The 15,751-nt window shown below is 59.1% G+C and carries 16 protein-coding genes; 10 read left to right on the top strand and 6 right to left on the bottom strand.

The features are described 5' to 3' along the window. Window positions 1-831, bottom strand: a complete 831-nt coding sequence (gene modA, locus GWR55_RS05775) for a molybdate ABC transporter substrate-binding protein (RefSeq protein ID WP_238398666.1) — start codon at window positions 829-831, stop codon at window positions 1-3. Between modA and thrC the strand changes: the two genes are divergently transcribed. The 3 genes from thrC (at window position 816) to trxA (ending at window position 3,916) form a co-directional block, all read left to right on the top strand. Next, complete coding sequence (gene thrC / locus GWR55_RS05770) at window positions 816-2,213, top strand: threonine synthase (RefSeq protein ID WP_162401412.1); 1,398 nt, start codon at window positions 816-818, stop codon at window positions 2,211-2,213. The genes modA and thrC overlap by 16 nt on opposite strands. A 148-nt stretch (window positions 2,214-2,361) precedes the next feature. After that, window positions 2,362-3,279 (top strand): homoserine kinase, encoded by a 918-nt coding sequence (gene thrB / locus GWR55_RS05765; RefSeq protein ID WP_162401411.1) that lies wholly within the window; start codon window positions 2,362-2,364, stop codon window positions 3,277-3,279. 304 nt (window positions 3,280-3,583) lie between these two features. Next, window positions 3,584-3,916, top strand: a complete 333-nt coding sequence (gene trxA / locus GWR55_RS05760; RefSeq protein WP_162401410.1) for a thioredoxin — start codon at window positions 3,584-3,586, stop codon at window positions 3,914-3,916. Window positions 3,917-3,984: 68 nt separating this feature from the next. Here the strand turns inward: trxA and GWR55_RS05755 are convergent, their stop codons facing one another. After that, a complete protein-coding gene (locus GWR55_RS05755; RefSeq protein WP_162401409.1) occupies window positions 3,985-4,536 on the bottom strand; it encodes a hypothetical protein in 552 nt (183 codons plus the stop codon). A gap of 128 nt (window positions 4,537-4,664) precedes the next feature. Here GWR55_RS05755 and GWR55_RS05750 point away from each other — a divergent pair, with 128 nt between their 5' ends. Further along, on the top strand, window positions 4,665-6,065 hold the full coding sequence (locus tag GWR55_RS05750) for a hemolysin family protein (protein WP_162401408.1): 1,401 nt from the start codon (window positions 4,665-4,667) through the stop codon (window positions 6,063-6,065). 165 nt (window positions 6,066-6,230) lie between these two features. Continuing rightward, window positions 6,231-7,154 carry an ABC transporter permease gene (locus GWR55_RS05745; protein ID WP_162401407.1) on the top strand — a complete coding sequence of 308 codons (924 nt, stop codon included), beginning with the start codon at window positions 6,231-6,233 and terminating at the stop codon, window positions 7,152-7,154. Window positions 7,155-7,211: 57 nt separating this feature from the next. Here the strand turns inward: GWR55_RS05745 and GWR55_RS05740 are convergent, their stop codons facing one another. Genes GWR55_RS05740 through GWR55_RS05730 form a run of 3 tightly spaced genes read right to left on the bottom strand, consistent with a single transcriptional unit; the run spans window position 7,212 to window position 9,118 of the window. Continuing rightward, on the bottom strand, window positions 7,212-7,670 hold the full coding sequence (locus tag GWR55_RS05740; protein WP_162401406.1) for a metallophosphoesterase family protein: 459 nt from the start codon (window positions 7,668-7,670) through the stop codon (window positions 7,212-7,214). Then, the gene (locus GWR55_RS05735; RefSeq protein ID WP_162401405.1) at window positions 7,670-8,146 is read right to left on the bottom strand and encodes a carbohydrate-binding protein; all 477 of its coding nucleotides are present in this window, start codon (window positions 8,144-8,146) and stop codon (window positions 7,670-7,672) included. Before GWR55_RS05735 ends, GWR55_RS05740 begins: the two co-directional genes overlap by 1 nt. A 51-nt stretch (window positions 8,147-8,197) precedes the next feature. After that, window positions 8,198-9,118 carry an ABC transporter permease gene (locus GWR55_RS05730; RefSeq protein WP_162401404.1) on the bottom strand — a complete coding sequence of 307 codons (921 nt, stop codon included), beginning with the start codon at window positions 9,116-9,118 and terminating at the stop codon, window positions 8,198-8,200. 4 nt (window positions 9,119-9,122) lie between these two features. On the opposite strand from GWR55_RS05730, the gene GWR55_RS05725 reads away from it, so the two are divergent. The 4 genes from GWR55_RS05725 (at window position 9,123) to GWR55_RS05710 (ending at window position 13,592) form a co-directional block, all read left to right on the top strand. Beyond that, entirely contained in the window at window positions 9,123-10,379 is a 1,257-nt protein-coding gene (locus tag GWR55_RS05725) for a glycosyltransferase WbuB (protein WP_162401403.1), read from the top strand. Window positions 10,380-10,437: 58 nt separating this feature from the next. Beyond that, window positions 10,438-11,523 carry a GDP-mannose 4,6-dehydratase gene (gene gmd / locus GWR55_RS05720; protein ID WP_162401402.1) on the top strand — a complete coding sequence of 362 codons (1,086 nt, stop codon included), beginning with the start codon at window positions 10,438-10,440 and terminating at the stop codon, window positions 11,521-11,523. Window positions 11,524-11,595: 72 nt separating this feature from the next. Next, window positions 11,596-12,561 carry a GDP-L-fucose synthase gene (locus GWR55_RS05715; protein WP_162401401.1) on the top strand — a complete coding sequence of 322 codons (966 nt, stop codon included), beginning with the start codon at window positions 11,596-11,598 and terminating at the stop codon, window positions 12,559-12,561. A 170-nt stretch (window positions 12,562-12,731) separates the two neighbouring features. Next, window positions 12,732-13,592, top strand: a complete 861-nt coding sequence (locus GWR55_RS05710; RefSeq protein WP_162401400.1) for a CAP domain-containing protein — start codon at window positions 12,732-12,734, stop codon at window positions 13,590-13,592. Between the two features lie 2 nt (window positions 13,593-13,594). Here the strand turns inward: GWR55_RS05710 and GWR55_RS05705 are convergent, their stop codons facing one another. Continuing rightward, window positions 13,595-14,341 (bottom strand): dienelactone hydrolase family protein, encoded by a 747-nt coding sequence (locus tag GWR55_RS05705; protein ID WP_162401399.1) that lies wholly within the window; start codon window positions 14,339-14,341, stop codon window positions 13,595-13,597. 69 nt (window positions 14,342-14,410) lie between these two features. Here GWR55_RS05705 and GWR55_RS05700 point away from each other — a divergent pair, with 69 nt between their 5' ends. Continuing rightward, window positions 14,411-15,688 carry a lactate racemase domain-containing protein gene (locus tag GWR55_RS05700; RefSeq protein ID WP_162401398.1) on the top strand — a complete coding sequence of 426 codons (1,278 nt, stop codon included), beginning with the start codon at window positions 14,411-14,413 and terminating at the stop codon, window positions 15,686-15,688. Window positions 15,689-15,751: the final 63 nt, after the last annotated feature.

The raw sequence follows: 15,751 nt of genomic DNA, 5'->3' as shown, positions 1-15,751 counted from the left end.
CTAGTGCACCGGCTCCAGGCCCATCGGCTCCAGGCTGCTCTGGACCTCCGGCTTCAGCAGCCAGTTCAGGAAGGCGTGCGCCTCCCCCTTGCGGTCGGAGTTCTTCATCACCACGGCGCATTGCAGGATGGGAGCATAGGTTGAGCGGGGAACACGTACAAAGCTGCCTTCCGATTTGAATTGCGGCGTGCTGGCCGCAGTCAATGAGATGAAGCCGAGCTGTGCATTTCCCGACCTCACAAACTGTGCCGCCTGCGTAATGTTTTCCCCTACCACGAGGTGCGGTTTTACCGCGTCGTACATTTTCAGCCGCTTCAGCGCTGCCACGGCAGCCTGTCCGTAAGGCGCCCGCAGGTCATTGGCGATGGCGACCGAGGTGACTCGCTTGTCCGTGAGGGAGTCGAGCGTAATCGGCTGCAGGGGAGAGTCCTTCCGGGCCCACAGGACCAGGGTTCCGCGCGCATACTGTGTGGGAGCCGTGCCGTCGGCCAGACCGGCAGCGACGACCTTCTCGGGAAAGACGAAGTCGGCGCCGAGAAAGATATCCATCGGTGCACCGTTCAGGATCTGGGTGGTCAGGTTTCCCGACGAGCCGTAACTGATGACCAGCTTTATCCCAGTAGCCTTCTCATATCGCTCAGCCAGCGCTGGCAGTACAGGTTGGAGGTCGGATGCCGCCGCCACCCTGATCTCGCGTTTTGCCTGCTGGGCCCATGAAGGTGCAGCCAGCCCGTAGACAAGCAGCAGGGAAGCAAGCAGTTTCGCCCACTTCTTTGGCTCAATCCGCCGAGTACGATACCCTAACGTAGACCACCATGAAAGTTGCGACACATCAACTCCGATGCACAGAGTGCGGCGCCAGGATCGCCGGCAGCGCTGTCAACAGCATATTCCGCTGCCCCGACTGTAACGGCCTCTATGACGTTATTTATCCCTGGTCCTCTACGCCTTATGGCGATGCCCCGGACTCCGGCAGCAATCTGCCCAACGTCAGCGCGCTCCGCTGGCTCTGGCAGGAGCGCCGTACCTCCACGCTTCCGGTCGATCAGTCCGGCGTGTGGCGTTTCCGCGACCTCTTTCCTATCGTCGAAGACGTCGATCATGTCGTAACCCTGCGTGAGGGCAACACTCCGCTCTACGAGCTTCCCCGAGCCTCCAAGGCATTAGGCCTGAACTGGGTCTTTGCCAAGCATCAGGGCATGAACCCCACCGGTTCCTTCAAGGACACCGGCATGACGGCGGCTCTCTCGGTAGCCAGAGAGCGCGGCTTTGAGTGGGTAGCCTGTGCCTCCACCGGCAACACCTCGGCGGCGATGGCTGCTTACGCTGCCCGGGCCGGGATGCGCTCGATCGTCTTCATTCCCGAGGGCAAGATCGCCTGGGGCAAGCTCTCGCAGTCGATGGACTATGGTGCGCTCACCATCCAGCTCAGGACGGACTTCGACGGTTGCGTCCGCGTTCTGACCGACCTCGTCAACGAGTTCCCCATCATGCTGCTCAATTCGGTGAACCCCTACCGTCTAGAAGGCCAGAAGACTCCCGCCTTTGAGATGCTCGAGCAGCTCGAGTGGCAGGTTCCAGAGCACGTCATCGTTCCTGGCGGAAACCTCGCCAACGGCTCTGCGCTGGTCAAGGGATTCTCCGAGATGCATCATCTTGGCCTGATCCCTCGAGTCCCCAAGATCAGCATCATTCAGGCGGAGGGAGCGAACCCCCTCTACCGCAGCCTCGTCGAGAATGGTGGAGAAGAGCTAATCCCGGTCAAGGCGAACACCCGGGCGACGGCCATCCGGATCGGCAATCCTGCCTCCTGGCGCAAGGCTCTCCGAGCCCTTCGGACCACCGGCGGCTGGTGCGAACAGGCCTCCGAGCAGGAGATTGCGCTCGCCAAAGCCGAGATCGGAGCTGAGGGGATCGGCTGCGAGCCTGCCTCTGCAGTCACCCTTGCCGGACTCAAGAAGCTGGTCGCTCAGGGCAAGATCGGGACCGATGAGCGCGTTGTGCTCGTCCTTACGGGGCATACCCTTAAGGATTCCAACTACACCATCGACTATCATCGTGGCGAGCTGTTTACCGACGAAGAGAACGCGAGCATCTCACCGCAGGATCATCTGCTGCATGCTGCCCTGCGGAAGCCACCTATCGTTCTTGAACCGGACACCGACACGGTCTTCCGCGAGCTCGAAGCCCAGATGAAGCTGGTTCACGCCTGAACCTTTCCCCGGCTGCTACGCTGTATCTCAAACCCTTGTGCCACCCTGAGCCCTCTGGCGCATAGAAGTGCGCCAGAATTCAGCCATCGAACGTCCTGGTTCGGTGGCTGAATCTCGAAGTCCTACAATTCGCCCTCGGACCAGATCAATGACCCCATCGCCGTTCCGCATGCGTCTTCCCGCCACCTCTGCCAACCTTGGTCCCGGCTTCGATGCGCTGGGTCTCGCGATGGCCCTCTATCTCGACATCGAAGCTGACATTTCCGGTGCCGGGGCTTTCAGCATCGAGGCTACCGGGAGGAACGCCCAGGCCTGTTCGGTCATCGAAAATAATCTGATCCTGATGACCTACATGGACGTCCTGACGAACGCAGGCAAACTGTCGCCCCGCCTGTCCCTGAAGCTTCACAATGAGATTCCCCTCGGAATGGGATGTGGTTCCAGTGCAGCCGCGCTTCTTGCCGGGGTGCTCCTCGCAAATCACTTTGGCGAGCTGAATTGGTCGCGCCAGCAGATTCTTGAAGAGGCGTGCCGCCGCGAGGGTCATCCCGATAATGTGGCAGCCTGCTTTCTTGGAGGAATGACTGTATCCGCGATGGATGAAGGGCTCGTAAAAACAGCCACTTATACGGATGACTTAAAGTGGAACCTTCTTTTAGCGCTCCCTCCAGCCAGTCTTTCGACGAGCAAAGCCCGGGCCATGCTGCCGTCGCACTACTCGCGGGAGGACGCCGTTCTCAACATCCAGTCGACGGCCCTACTTGTATCTGCTTTCGCTCTTGGCCGGGGCGACCTTCTGGCCACTGCGATGCGCGATCGGATTCATCAGCCCTATCGTATCCAGGCTTGCCCCCTTCTGGGAAGGCTGATGCCGCTCTCCGGGGCGCCCGGCTTTCTCGGGGTCGCTCTCAGCGGCGCGGGTCCGTCAGTTTTGATGGTGACTGACAGGCCACTTTCCAAGCTTCTGGGGAAGATTCGAGAGGCCGCGGAGGATCCGGATGTGGAAATCCTCGAGACCGCAATCTCTACAGGGGCGGAATTTTCAGGCTTATCAGAGGGGAAGTAATCTACTTAAAGGTTACTATACGGTTACTTAAGAGTGCTTTACCTTTCTCATTGATTTGGCGTACCTTGTCCGAGTGAGCAGTTCTGGGGAGGGCTGCTACGCCGCCCGTTGACCCCTTCACAGGGGTCCGGGCGTTCTCACTTTAAGCTCAAATTGCATGCTCACCCTGCCTCTTTCGGTCAGACCAGATTCCTGTACTGGCCGGTCACTTTTGAAACCACAAGCGCCTCCATGCATCTATTATTGTGAAGGTTGTTCGGCCAGATTGGGTGGCAATCGCAGAACATTCTTGGGAGGAAGATAGATGGCAGGTCAGTTCGTAACAGAAGTCAGCGACGTGAATTTCGAGAAAGATGTCCTACAGTCAGAGCAGCCCGTGCTCGTAGATTTTTGGGCGGCCTGGTGCGGACCGTGTCGCGCTCTCGCTCCCGTTGTGGACGAGGTGGCCAGCCATTATCAGGGCCAGCTTAAGGTGATGAAGATGGACGTCGACGCAAATACCGCAACCCCGATGCGTTACGGCATCCGCGGTATTCCTGCCCTGCTCCTTTTCAAGGACGGCAAGGTGGCAGACCAGATCGTCGGCTATGTCCCCAAGGACACCATCGACAAGTCCATCACCAAGGTTCTTGCGTAAATTTGTTTCTGCAGAGACTGCGGCCTTGCACTCAACCAGGTGCAGGGCCGTTTTTCTTTTGCGCCGATTTAATGCGCAATGACTGTGGCGGTGACTGGCAGATACGGATTGGGCGCTATGCTGCAGTTCTGCCCCGCAGAAATATTCCATCTGCTTCCATCTGCGTACTCAATGGATTTCAGTTCGATCGAGCTTACCGTCGCGAATCTCTGCAAGGTCAGGTCGGTGGTAGCCTGACCGTCGCCTGAGAGATTCAGCTTTACGGCAAAGCCTTTCTGTAGTTCTGCAGAAGCCGCAGTTCCGGAGCCTGCGGGGATCACGCGAGGAGTGGCGTCAAAGCCATGGACGAAGATGGCGGCGGCTACGATCTGTTTCCGCTGACGATTTCCCCAGTTCAACTGAAGCCGAGCGGCAGGAATAGGGACTCGTCCGTTAGTCACTATGACTGTGGGAATTCCGCTCCGCTGCGCCTGTAGGCTGACGGGGCAACCTGCCCCCATCCCGCTCACCATGGTTTGGGCAATGACCGACTGGGACATGGATTGGGAAAGAGACTGCGAGGGAAGCGCGAACGACGCTCCTAAGAGAAGTGCCAGGGAAAGGACGCCGGGACGATTCATGGCTAGCCTCCTGCGGCAGAGTGAGACGGCTCCATCATACGCTTGTTGTCACAGCCGAAGCTGCTTCCTTTCGAGGGTTTGCGTAGAGGCAGCTCTTTTGCTGTCCAGCCCGTTTACACTGTCTTCAAATGCTTGAGTGGATACTCTTTCGCGTCATTCTGGTCGCCTTCTTCATCTTGGCTACCAGTTTCTTTGTCGCGGCCGAGTTTGCCCTCGTCAGCGTTCGTGAGACCCGCGTCCAGCAGTTGATCGCGCATGGCCGTCCGGGCGCCGTCACAGCCCTCAAGCTCAAGCAGAGTATCGATGAGTTTCTGCCCGCCGTTCAGCTTGGCGTGACGCTTGCCTCGCTCGCCCTCGGCTGGGTCGGTGAACCCGCCGTGGCCGATATTCTGCTTCGGTTCGCCGGAGATTGGCTGCATCAGCTATCTCCTCACGCTTCCATCTACGCCCATACAGCTGCTGTCATCATCGCCTTTGCCCTGATCACCTACTTTGAGGTGCTTCTGGGAGAGCTCGTCCCCAAGTCGCTTGCCCTGCAGCGGACCGAGCGGATTGCTCTGGCGGTCGCCGGTCCGATGGATGTCTTCATCCGGATGACCCGCCCGCTCATCCGCCTCATGAACAGTTCCGCCACGATCGTGCTCCGCGCCTTCCGCACGCCTCTGCGAGGCGAAGGCGGCGTGCACTCGCCGGAGGAACTCAAACTGATCGCCACGGCCACGCGCCGTATGGGGCTGTTACCGGTCTTTCAGGAAGAGATCATCCACCGGGCCATCGAACTGAGCCATGTCACCGTACGCGAGATCATGACGCCGCGCGGTAAGATCTTCTCCCTGCCGGCCGACATGCCGATTGAGCAGGCCAGCGCTCGCATCGTAGAGGAGCAGCATTCCCGTATCCCGGTCTACGATCCCGCTGGCCCCGGCACCGACAATATCATCGGCATCCTCTACTCCAAAGATGTCTCCCGCTTCATGCATATGCGTTCCGTCGCCCTGGCCTTCGGGGGCCGTGGCCAGTCGGGCCTCACCATCCGTCAGATCATGCGCAGGGCCATCGTCGTGCCGGAAACCAAGATCGCCATCGAGCTCCTGCAGGAGTTCCAGCAGAACCGGCGGCAGATCGCTATCGTCGTGGATGAGTTCGGCAGCACGGTCGGCCTGGTCAGCGCCGAGGATGTACTCGAGCAGTTGGTCGGAGAGTTGGATGACGAGTTCGATGTCACGCGTTCCGCTCTCACCAGCGCCACGGGAGTGATGGCGCTTGACGGCTCAACCTCGCTGCGCGATCTCCGCAACCAGCTCCACTGGGAGTTTCCCCGCGAGGCCGGAGTCGAGACCCTGGCAGGATTCCTCCTCTCACAACTCGGCCATATTCCTGCTTCCGGTGAGAGTATAGAGTATGACGGCCGCCGCTATACCGTCGCCGAGATGAACGGGCACCGCATCAGCCGCATCAACGTCGAGCCTCTCAACTCTCCGGTCGACTATGCCCCCTATGAAGAAGAGAGCAGGGAAGCGACGCAATAATGAAGTTCCCTCAGCCCCGGATGGCAAAATGTCTTTGATGAACCCGAAATCTCGACACACCTGTGGGAGCCTCTCATTCTGCCCCTGAGCCAATCGAAGGGGAAGCCTCCCCATATTCCGGGCTTAGTGGCCGACCGACCGGCCAGGTGCCATTTCTGGCATCCCATGAAGCGCGTCCTGCTTACGCTGCCGGTCCTCTGGGTTGTGGTTTCGGTGGTCTTTCTCCTCATCCATCTGGTCCCTGGCGATCCTATCGTCCAGATGCTGGGGGAGGGCGCGACCGCCTCTGATATTGGAGCCCTGCGTCATGCTTATGGACTCGATGTCCCTCTGATCGAGCAGTATCTTCATTACTGGCGAGGCATCCTGCATGGCGACCTGGGGCAGTCGCTGCGGATGCACGACTCTGTCACGCATCTCATCCTGCAGCGGTATCCCTACACCCTGGCTCTTACCATCGCCGCGCTCATTCTCGGGGTAGGCGCGTCCATTCCCGTGGGGATTGCATCGGCGCTGCATCGCAACCGCTGGCAGGATCGCAGTCTTGGAGTCCTGTCGCTCGTCGGCCTCTCGTTTCCCAACTTCGCGCTGGGGCCCATCCTCATCCTCATCTTTTCGATCGGACTTGGATGGCTTCCAGTTTCGACGGCGGGCAATGGAAGCCTGGCAGACTTCCTCCTTCACCTGATCCTTCCAGCTATCACCCTCGGGCTGTCTCTCGCTGCGGTCCTGACACGGATGGTACGCACCGCCATGTTGGAAGAGCTTAGCCAGGACTACATCCGCACTGCTCGGGCGAAGGGGCTCCCCGAACGCACCGTCGTCTATCGTCATGCTCTCCGCAATGCGCTCATCCCCGTGTTGACGGTGATCGGCCTTCAGTTCGGCTCACTGCTGGCGGGCGCCATCGTTACCGAGATCATCTTCAGTTGGCCCGGTATCGGACGCCTGACGATCTCCGCCATCTACAACCGCGACTATGCTCTTGTGCAGGGATGCATCCTCGCGGTCGGCCTTACCTATGTGGCCGTCAATCTGCTGACCGATGTGGCCTATACCGTGGCGAATCCTCGTATGCGAGGCCTATAGCGATGGGAGCTTCGCGCCCACAATATCTTCAACAGCAGGCGGCGTCGAAGGCGCTTTTTAGACGGATAATTCCACAAGCCTGGGCTCCAGTTGGGACTGGCTTATGGTCAGCAAAGCCACGCTCACCGGCAGGTCAAGTCGCCTGGGCCCGGCACTTCCCGGATTCAGGTATGTCACACCCTGCTTCCGCTCGATTCCGGATTTGTGAGAGTGTCCGCTGACGACGACATCCACCTGCGCCGCGACGGGATCGATATCGAGATCCTGGACCGAGTGCACCAGGTAAAACAACTTTCCGCCCAGTTCCACTGCCTCTGTCGGTGGCAGCAGGGAACACTCGCCGCGAAGATCCACGTTGCCGCGAATCGCTGTTACGGGCGCGATCCGGCGTAGCTCGTCCAGAATCCTGGCATCTCCAACATCCCCAGCATGCAGAATGTGTGCTGCCCCGGCTAGCGCGGCGGTGGCTTCCGGGCGCAGCAGGCCGTGGGTGTCTGAGATTACTCCGATCAGCACTACGCCAGCCTCAATCGTTCGAGGGAGGCTGCGTGGCGGCTCTGCAGCGGATCATGGGCGCGGTCAGGATCGATTCGCAGTTCCAGCGCATTCACGCCGGTCAACTCCACGGTATAGTCTTCCAGTTCCTCGGTCGTGCCCTGAGGAGAGAAGTTCCACTGCTGCCTCACCACGTCGCGAAGTTCGTCGCCCACAAGCGCCAGCAGCCAGAACTCCTGTGAGCGCTCCGCATCCTTTTCCACGAAGTGAAGTTGAATCCTGTGGATGGTTTGAGGCTCATCAAAGATGAGCCGGATTCGTTGAGGTCCGGGTGCGGAGGCCCGCCAACCTCCGGCTCCTGATTCTCTCAGCGCATGCTCGATGGGGAAGTTCGGATCCTCTGAGCTGATCTCGACGGAGCCGATCTTTTCAAGAGGAAGCCATGAGCCGGACGTTGGAAGACCTGTAGGGTTATCGGTTATTACGACCTTGCGCATCGTACCTCCCTTGAATATCGCCCAAGCATACCTGATCGCGCAGGCAGACGATCAGAGCCCTGCCCGCATGCGCGCCCTTGGGTCCATGAAGTCCCGCAGAGCATCCCCGATAAAGTTGAACGACAGCACGCAAAGCATCACGGCCATTGCCGGGAAGAAGACCATGTGAGGCGAATCGAAGAGGTGGGACCGCGCGTCGTTCAGCATGGAGCCCCAGCTTGCTGCCGGCGGTGGAACGCCCAGCCCGAGAAAGCTCAGGGTGGCCTCAGCCATTACGGCAGTCGCCATTCCGATCGCCGCCTGCACGATCAAGGGCTGCACGATGTTCGGCAGAATATGCCGGCCGAGGATTCGGAGATCTGACGCTCCGAGCGCGCGCGCCGCCTCGACGAACTCGCGCTCCTTGACGGCCATCACCTGCCCGCGGACCAGCCGCGCATAGCCTACCCATCCTGAGATCGCGAGTGCGATAACCACGTTCCACAGCCCCGGGCCCATAAAGGCGACAAACGCGATCGCCAGCAGGATTCCCGGCAGCGCAAGAAAGGCGTTCATCACATAGACGTTGATGATGGTGTCGAGCCAGCCCCCATAGAAACCTGCGGCGCAGCCGGCAACCAGGCCGATGACGAGCGACAGGCCAACCACGGTGACTGCAACGATCAGTGAGATTCGGGCGCCGTACAGCGTGCGGGAGAAGATGTCGCGTCCCAGCTCGTCGGTTCCGAACCAGTGGGCGCTGCTGGGAGACGCGAGACGTCCATGCAGGTCAAGAGCCGCCGGATCGCGCGGAGCCATCCACGGGGCGAAGAGGGCACAGACCACAAAGATCGCCAGAAGGCAGATTCCAATTGCCGCCAGAGGCTGCTGCCTGATGCGGCTCCATAAAGCTTCCACCTCTCCAGCATGACGGTGCCTGCGCCGGGAAGCAAGATGGAATATTCCATTAATCACTGGTTGGGTAAACTTCATATCAGTGCGAATTCTCATCTACGGTCTCAACTACTCCCCAGAACTTACCGGGATCGGAAAATATACGGGCGAAATGGCGTCCTGGCTGGCTGGCCGGGGACACGAGGTTCGTGTCGTCACCGCGCCGCCTTACTATCCCGCCTGGAGCATTCGCGAGGACTACCGCGGAAGCTTGTACAGGACCGAGCGCCATCCCAACGAGCCGCTCGTCTACCGCACTCCTCTCTACGTCCCTCCGAAGCCGACCGGGGTGAAGCGCATGGTGCACCTGTTCTCCTTCATGCTCGGGAGCCTTCCGGTGATGCTGCGCCAGTGCTTCTGGAATCCTGACATTGTCTTCACCGTTGAGCCGACATTTTTCGGCGCGCCTGTGGCCCTGCTGGTGGCGAAGGCGACCGGCGCGGCCTCCTGGCTGCATGTGCAGGACTATGAGATCGACGCCGCCTTCGATCTTGGGCTTCTTCCGGCGCACGGTCCTGTGCACTCCATCGCGCTTGGCCTGGAGCAGCTTTTTACACGGGCTTTTACGCGTGTCTCCAGCATCTCGCACAAGATGGTGGAGAGAGCCTATGCCAAGGGGGTTCCGCCAGAGAAGGTGGTTCTGTTCCCAAACTGGGTGGATATCGATTCGGTCCATCCTCAGGACTCGTCCACGCAGAACCCGTTTCGGAGAGAGCTTGGCCTGGAGGAAAAGATCATACTGCTCTATTCCGGCAATATGGGGGCAAAACAGGGGCTGGAGCTTCTTGCGCCTCTGGCGGCGTCCTTCGAGAAAAAACCTCAGGTGCACTTTATCTTCTGTGGAGACGGGGCTTTTCGACCCACGCTCGAATCGCTTGTCGCCGATCGACCGAATGTAACGCTCTTGCCATTGCAGCCGCTGGAGCGTTTGAACGATCTTCTTAATGCTGCCGATATTCATCTGCTTCCACAGCGTGCAGGCGCAGCCGACCTGGTGATGCCGTCGAAGCTGACGGGAATGCTCTCGAGCGGGCGCCCGGTCATTGCAACCGCCGATGCCGGAACGCAGGTGGCCCGGGTCGTGGATGGTGGAACGCCGGAGGATTCCTGTGGTCTGGTGGTTCCTGCGGAAGACCCTGCAGCGCTGCATGCAGCAGTAGCGCGGCTGGTCGAGGAGGGCTCCCTGAGAGCACGGTTGGGAGCCAATGCACGCCGCTACGCCGTGCAGCATCTCGGCCGTCAGCAGGTTCTCGAGCAGTTTGAAGAAGACGTAAAGCGGCTGATTGTGAGCATCGGCTAAACTGGTGGAAGCGCACGAAAGACGAAGCAAAACAGAGGTTAACAAGGAGAGTGTTCGTTTGAAGAAAGCCCTGATTACCGGTGTCACTGGACAGGACGGAGCGTATCTCGCGCAGTTTCTTCTCGCCAAAGGCTATGAAGTTCATGGCATCAAACGGCGTTCGTCGCTCTTTAATACCAATCGCATCGATCATATCTACGAAGATCCTCACCAGCCCAATCCGCACTTCATCCTGCATTATGGCGATCTGACGGACTCTTCTTCTCTGATCCATATCGTCCAGAAGGTCCAGCCTGACGAGATTTACAACCTCGGTGCCCAGTCGCATGTGCAGGTCTCGTTCGAGCAGCCGGAGTACACAGCGGATACCGACGCTCTGGGGCCGCTACGCCTGCTGGAGGCGATCCGCATTCTGGGTCTCGAGAAGAAGACGAAGTTTTACCAGGCTTCGACCTCAGAGTTGTACGGCCTGGTGCAGGAGATTCCGCAGAAGGAGACGACGCCGTTCTATCCGCGCTCTCCCTATGCAGTCGCGAAGATGTATGCCTTCTGGATCTGCGTGAACTACCGCGAGGCCTACGGAATCTTTGCCTGCAACGGCATTCTCTTCAACCACGAATCTCCTCTGCGCGGCGAAACCTTCGTGACCCGCAAGATCACCCGGGGGCTGTCGCGGATCAAGGTCGGACTGCAGGAGACGCTTTTCCTCGGCAACCTGGATGCAAAGCGTGACTGGGGCCATGCCCGCGACTATATCGAGATGCAGTGGCTGATGCTGCAGCAGGACAAGCCGCAGGACTTTGTGATTGCTACAGGCCAGCAGTACAGCGTACGCGAGTTCGTTCAGCGCTGCGCAAAGCGGCTGGAGATGGATCTGACCTGGGAGGGAAGCGGGGTCGATGAGCGTGCTGTCGATAAAAACGGCAAGGTCATCGTCGCGGTCGATCCGCGGTACTTCCGTCCCACCGAAGTAGAGACGCTGCTCGGGGACCCGACCAAGGCGCAAAAGGAACTGGGATGGGTGCCGCGGACGAGCTTCGATCAATTGGTGGACGAGATGATCGCCGCCGATCTGAAGGCAGCGCAGCGTGACGCGCTCGTCCGCCAGCACGGTTTCGACGCCTATAACGTGCGTGAGACCTAATGCTCTGCAAGGTCGCTGCGCATAGGCAAAGCGGCTTAGGTGCAGATCAGAAAAGAAGCAGAAAGAAGAACGATGAACAAAGACTCTCGCATCTTCATCGCCGGTCATCGCGGCCTCGTAGGCTCTGCCATTCACCGTGAGCTGGAACGCCTGGGGTATACCCATATCATGACGCGTCCTCGCGCCGAGCTCGATCTGCTGGATTCCGAGGCGGTCAAAAACTTCTTTGCAGAAGAGAAGCCGGAGTATGTCTTCCTGGCGGCGGCGAAGGTGGGCGGCATTCTTGCCAACAACACCTACCCAGCGGACTTCATCCGTGACAATCTGATTCTTCAAACCAACATCATCGACTCCAGTTACCAAAACGGCGTAGAACGGCTTTTGTTTTTGGGGTCGTCCTGCATTTATCCCAAGCTGGCTCCCCAGCCGATGCCCGAGTCCTGCCTTCTGACAGGGCCGCTGGAACCGACCAATCGTCCGTATGCCCTGGCGAAGATCGCAGGCATCGAGATGTGCTGGAGCTATAACCGGCAGTATGGGACCTACTACCTGGCTGCCATGCCGACCAATCTGTACGGGCCGGGCGATAACTACGACCTTGCCAACTCCCACGTGCTCCCGGCACTGATCCGCAAGACAGCGGATGCTGTCCGTACGGGCGCGCCAGCCGTTACGGTTTGGGGAAGCGGCACTCCGAGGCGTGAGCTGCTGTATTCGGACGATCTGGCTCAGGCGTGCGTCTTTCTAATGAATCTCGATGAAGAGCGCTATAACACGCTGTTCAACGAGAGTGAGCCTCCCCTGATCAACATCGGGACCGGGGAGGATGTCACCATTCGGGAACTGGCGGAGACGGTGGCCCGGGTCCTGGGCTTCAACGGAAAGCTCGAGTTCGATTCGACCAAACCTGATGGGACGCCGCGCAAATTAATGGATGTCAGTCGACTCCATGCGCTTGGCTGGCATCATACTACCGGACTGGAAGAGGGAATTCGCCGTACCTGGGAGCAGGTGAAAGATCGGCTACCTGCGTCGTAATTCAGGCTTCGGGGACCTCTCCGGCACGGTATAAAGAGTTGCTGTGTCTGCGGTTCTTTCTTAGCAATTTTGATCTGCCTTGATTGTGGTGTGCCACGAAAGTGGGATTACCGCGGTATCTGCTGCTGCCTAACATCGGGAGCATACCGGTCGATGATCCACTTCGGGGATTGAAACGACCGAGGGTCAGGCAGATGGAAGAGATACATCCAGCGCGATTTGGGGCAGGGCGAAGAAAGACCGGGATAGCTGGTCTGGTGATGGGATGCCTCCTTGGCCTCTCCGGAGTGACTTCGTGGGCCGCCTCTATTCCAAATCCCATCGAGCGCCCCAGGATGACTTCGGAACAGAATCTTCTTGCGGCTGCCAATCGCGAACGGGTCAGCCGTGGAATTGCTCCCTTGCAATTCGACCCGGCTCTCTCTGAGGCTGCCCGGTTCCATGCACTCCAGATGGCCGCGCGGGGTGACATCTCCCACCAGTTCTCGGGCGAACCCGATCTTTCGCGTCGCGGCGCAGCGGTAGGAGTGCGGTTCTCCCTGATCTCTGAAAACGTGGGTGAGGCCCCCAATGCCTCCATGTTTCATGAGTTGTGGATGCACTCCAAGGGGCACCGGGAGAACCTGCTGGACCCCAAAGTTAACGTCGTTGGCATCGCCGTCGTCTCTCGCGGCGGACAGTTCTATGCTGTCGAGGATTTCGCCGCTACGGTACGGTCTGCCAGTTTCGAACAGCAGGAGGAAACTGTCACGCAGACGCTCTCCCGTCAGGGGCTCAGCGTGCGTTCCGACGGCTCCACTTCAACGGTTGCACAGGCGCGTTTGGCCTGCTCGATGCAATCTGGCTTTCCAGGACGGAACAAGCCCTGGTACATCATGCGTTACACGGCTGACCGGTTGGATCAGATTCCTGCACAGCTTGAGAGTCGTATACGGTCAGGCAGGTACCACCAGGCAGTCGTAGGGGCCTGCGCGGATAGTAACGATGGACCGTTTTCGGCATACAACATTGCCGTTCTTCTTTATCCCTGAGATTAGGAAAGAGTCTCGCGGAACAGCGTCGTCAGCTTCCCCCAGGCTCGTTCGGCTTCCGGCTGCTGATAGGCGGGATTGTCCGGCACGGTCCAGCCGTGGTGAGCATTGTATGTCTCGCTTTCGAAGTGTCCTCCCCATGTCTGCAGCGCTCTCTCAAAGTGAGCGATGGCGTCGGCATCCATGCTCTTGTCGTCAGTAGCGTGTCCAAAGTAGAGCGAAGCCCTGACACCGGGCAGCACTTGGTGAGGACTGCGGGGATTGTCCCTGCCCGAATACAGGCCGCCACCATGAAAAGAGGCTGCGGCGCCCACCCGATCCGGTCGGATGGCGGCGGCGCGTAGCGCGATTCCGCCCCCGATACAGAAACCGACTGTGCCGACTTTGCCTTTGGCGGTGGTGGGCTGCGAGGCCAGAGTCTCGAGGTAGACGGTCAGATCCCTTTCGAGCGCCTCCGGGGTGAGCGGAGCAGCCAGCTCTTGAATGCGTTTCACTGTAGCTGGATCGCCTGACTTTCTAGGGAAAGAGAAGACCGGGGGCCTGCTGGTCCGGTAGAAGGGGTTGGGCATCAGGATGGTGTATCCCTCGCCTGCCAGACGCAGCGCCATCTGGCGCATCGTGTCGCGGATACTGCCGATGTCCGGGATGAAGAGTACGCCCGGAAGAGGCCTGCCATCTTCAGGGGTAAACAGGACGGCATCGACCGTGCCATCGGGAACGGTAAGTTGCAGGTCTTTTGCATTCATCATCTTTCTCCCGGCTGTGAGTTCTTCAAAATTGGTTTTACCACGTGCATCGCCGGCGTAAGATGAACTCTCATGAGCCTTTATTTCTCCGCAGGAAGTCCGACCACAGAGATGTCGGCCGACGATCTACGCACCGCCCTCTTCTCCGCATTGGATGCCATTGGAGCCAGGAGCAGAGTCCTAGCAGTTCCTCCGGACTTTACGCGCTTTCATTCGCAGGCCGGCGTGCTCACCGAGCTTGCCTGGAAATACTATGGAGATCGTCTGACCGATGTACTTCCCGCGCTGGGAACGCATAAGGCGATGACAGACTCTGAGATCGCCACCATGTATGGCGATACGCCCAGGCATCTGTTCCGCGTCCACGACTGGCGGAATGACGTGGTCACGCTGGGCGAGGTTCCCGGCTCCTTTCTCTACGAGGTTTCCGAAGGCAAGGTGGACTATTCCTGGCCGGCGCAGGTCAACAAGCTGCTCCGCGATGGTGGCCACGATCTAATTCTGTCGATCGGACAGGTTGTACCTCACGAGGTGGTTGGCATGGCCAACTACAACAAAAACATCTTCGTCGGAACGGGAGGCTCCATCGGAATCCACCGTTCGCATTTTCTGGGCGCTGTCTATGGCATGGAGCGGATGATGGGGCGTGCCGACACCCCGGTTCGCCGGGTTCTGAACTATGCCAGTGACAACTTTGCCCGCAACCTTCCGGTCGTCTACGTACAGACGGTGGTTGGGAAGAATGCAGAGGGCAAGCTGGTGGTTCGAGGCCTGTACATCGGCGACGATGTGGAGTGTTTCGAACTGGCTTCGGCTCTTGCGCTCAAGGTCAACTTCCAGATGTTGGACCGGGAGATTAAGAAGGCCGTCGTCTTTCTGGACCCCCATGAATTTCGCAGCACATGGCTGGGAAACAAGAGCGTCTATCGCACCCGGATGGCGCTGGCAGACGGTGCTGAGCTGATCGTGCTCGCTCCCGGAGTGCAAGAGTTCGGTGAAGATGGGGCGATCGATACACTGATCCGACGATACGGTTACTGCGGAACGCCGCGCACGCTGGCGCTGGTGAAGGAGGATCCCGTGCTCGCCGGTAATCTGAGTGCGGCCGCGCATCTGATTCATGGTTCATCCGAAGGGCGTTTCACGATCCGGTACTGTCCGGGGCACCTTACGAAGGAAGAGATCGAAAGTGTGCACTTTGAGTACGGCGATCTGGCCCAGATGATCGCAAAATATAATCCCGATGTCCTGAAGGATGGCTGGAACGTCGTGGACGGCGAGGAGATCTTCTACATCTCGAATCCCGGCCTGGGCCTGTGGGCCTACAAGGGCCGCTTTGGGCAAGGATGAGCCGTCTCATGAGCTTCATGCAGCACAAAAGGGAGGCTTAGCCTCCCTTTTGTTATAGGGAAT

Source organism: Edaphobacter sp. 12200R-103 (genome assembly GCF_010093025.1).
GTDB lineage: Bacteria > Acidobacteriota > Terriglobia > Terriglobales > Acidobacteriaceae > Edaphobacter.
The sequence above is the reverse complement of the archived record's forward strand: the minus strand, read 5'-3'. Positions and strand labels throughout refer to the sequence as shown.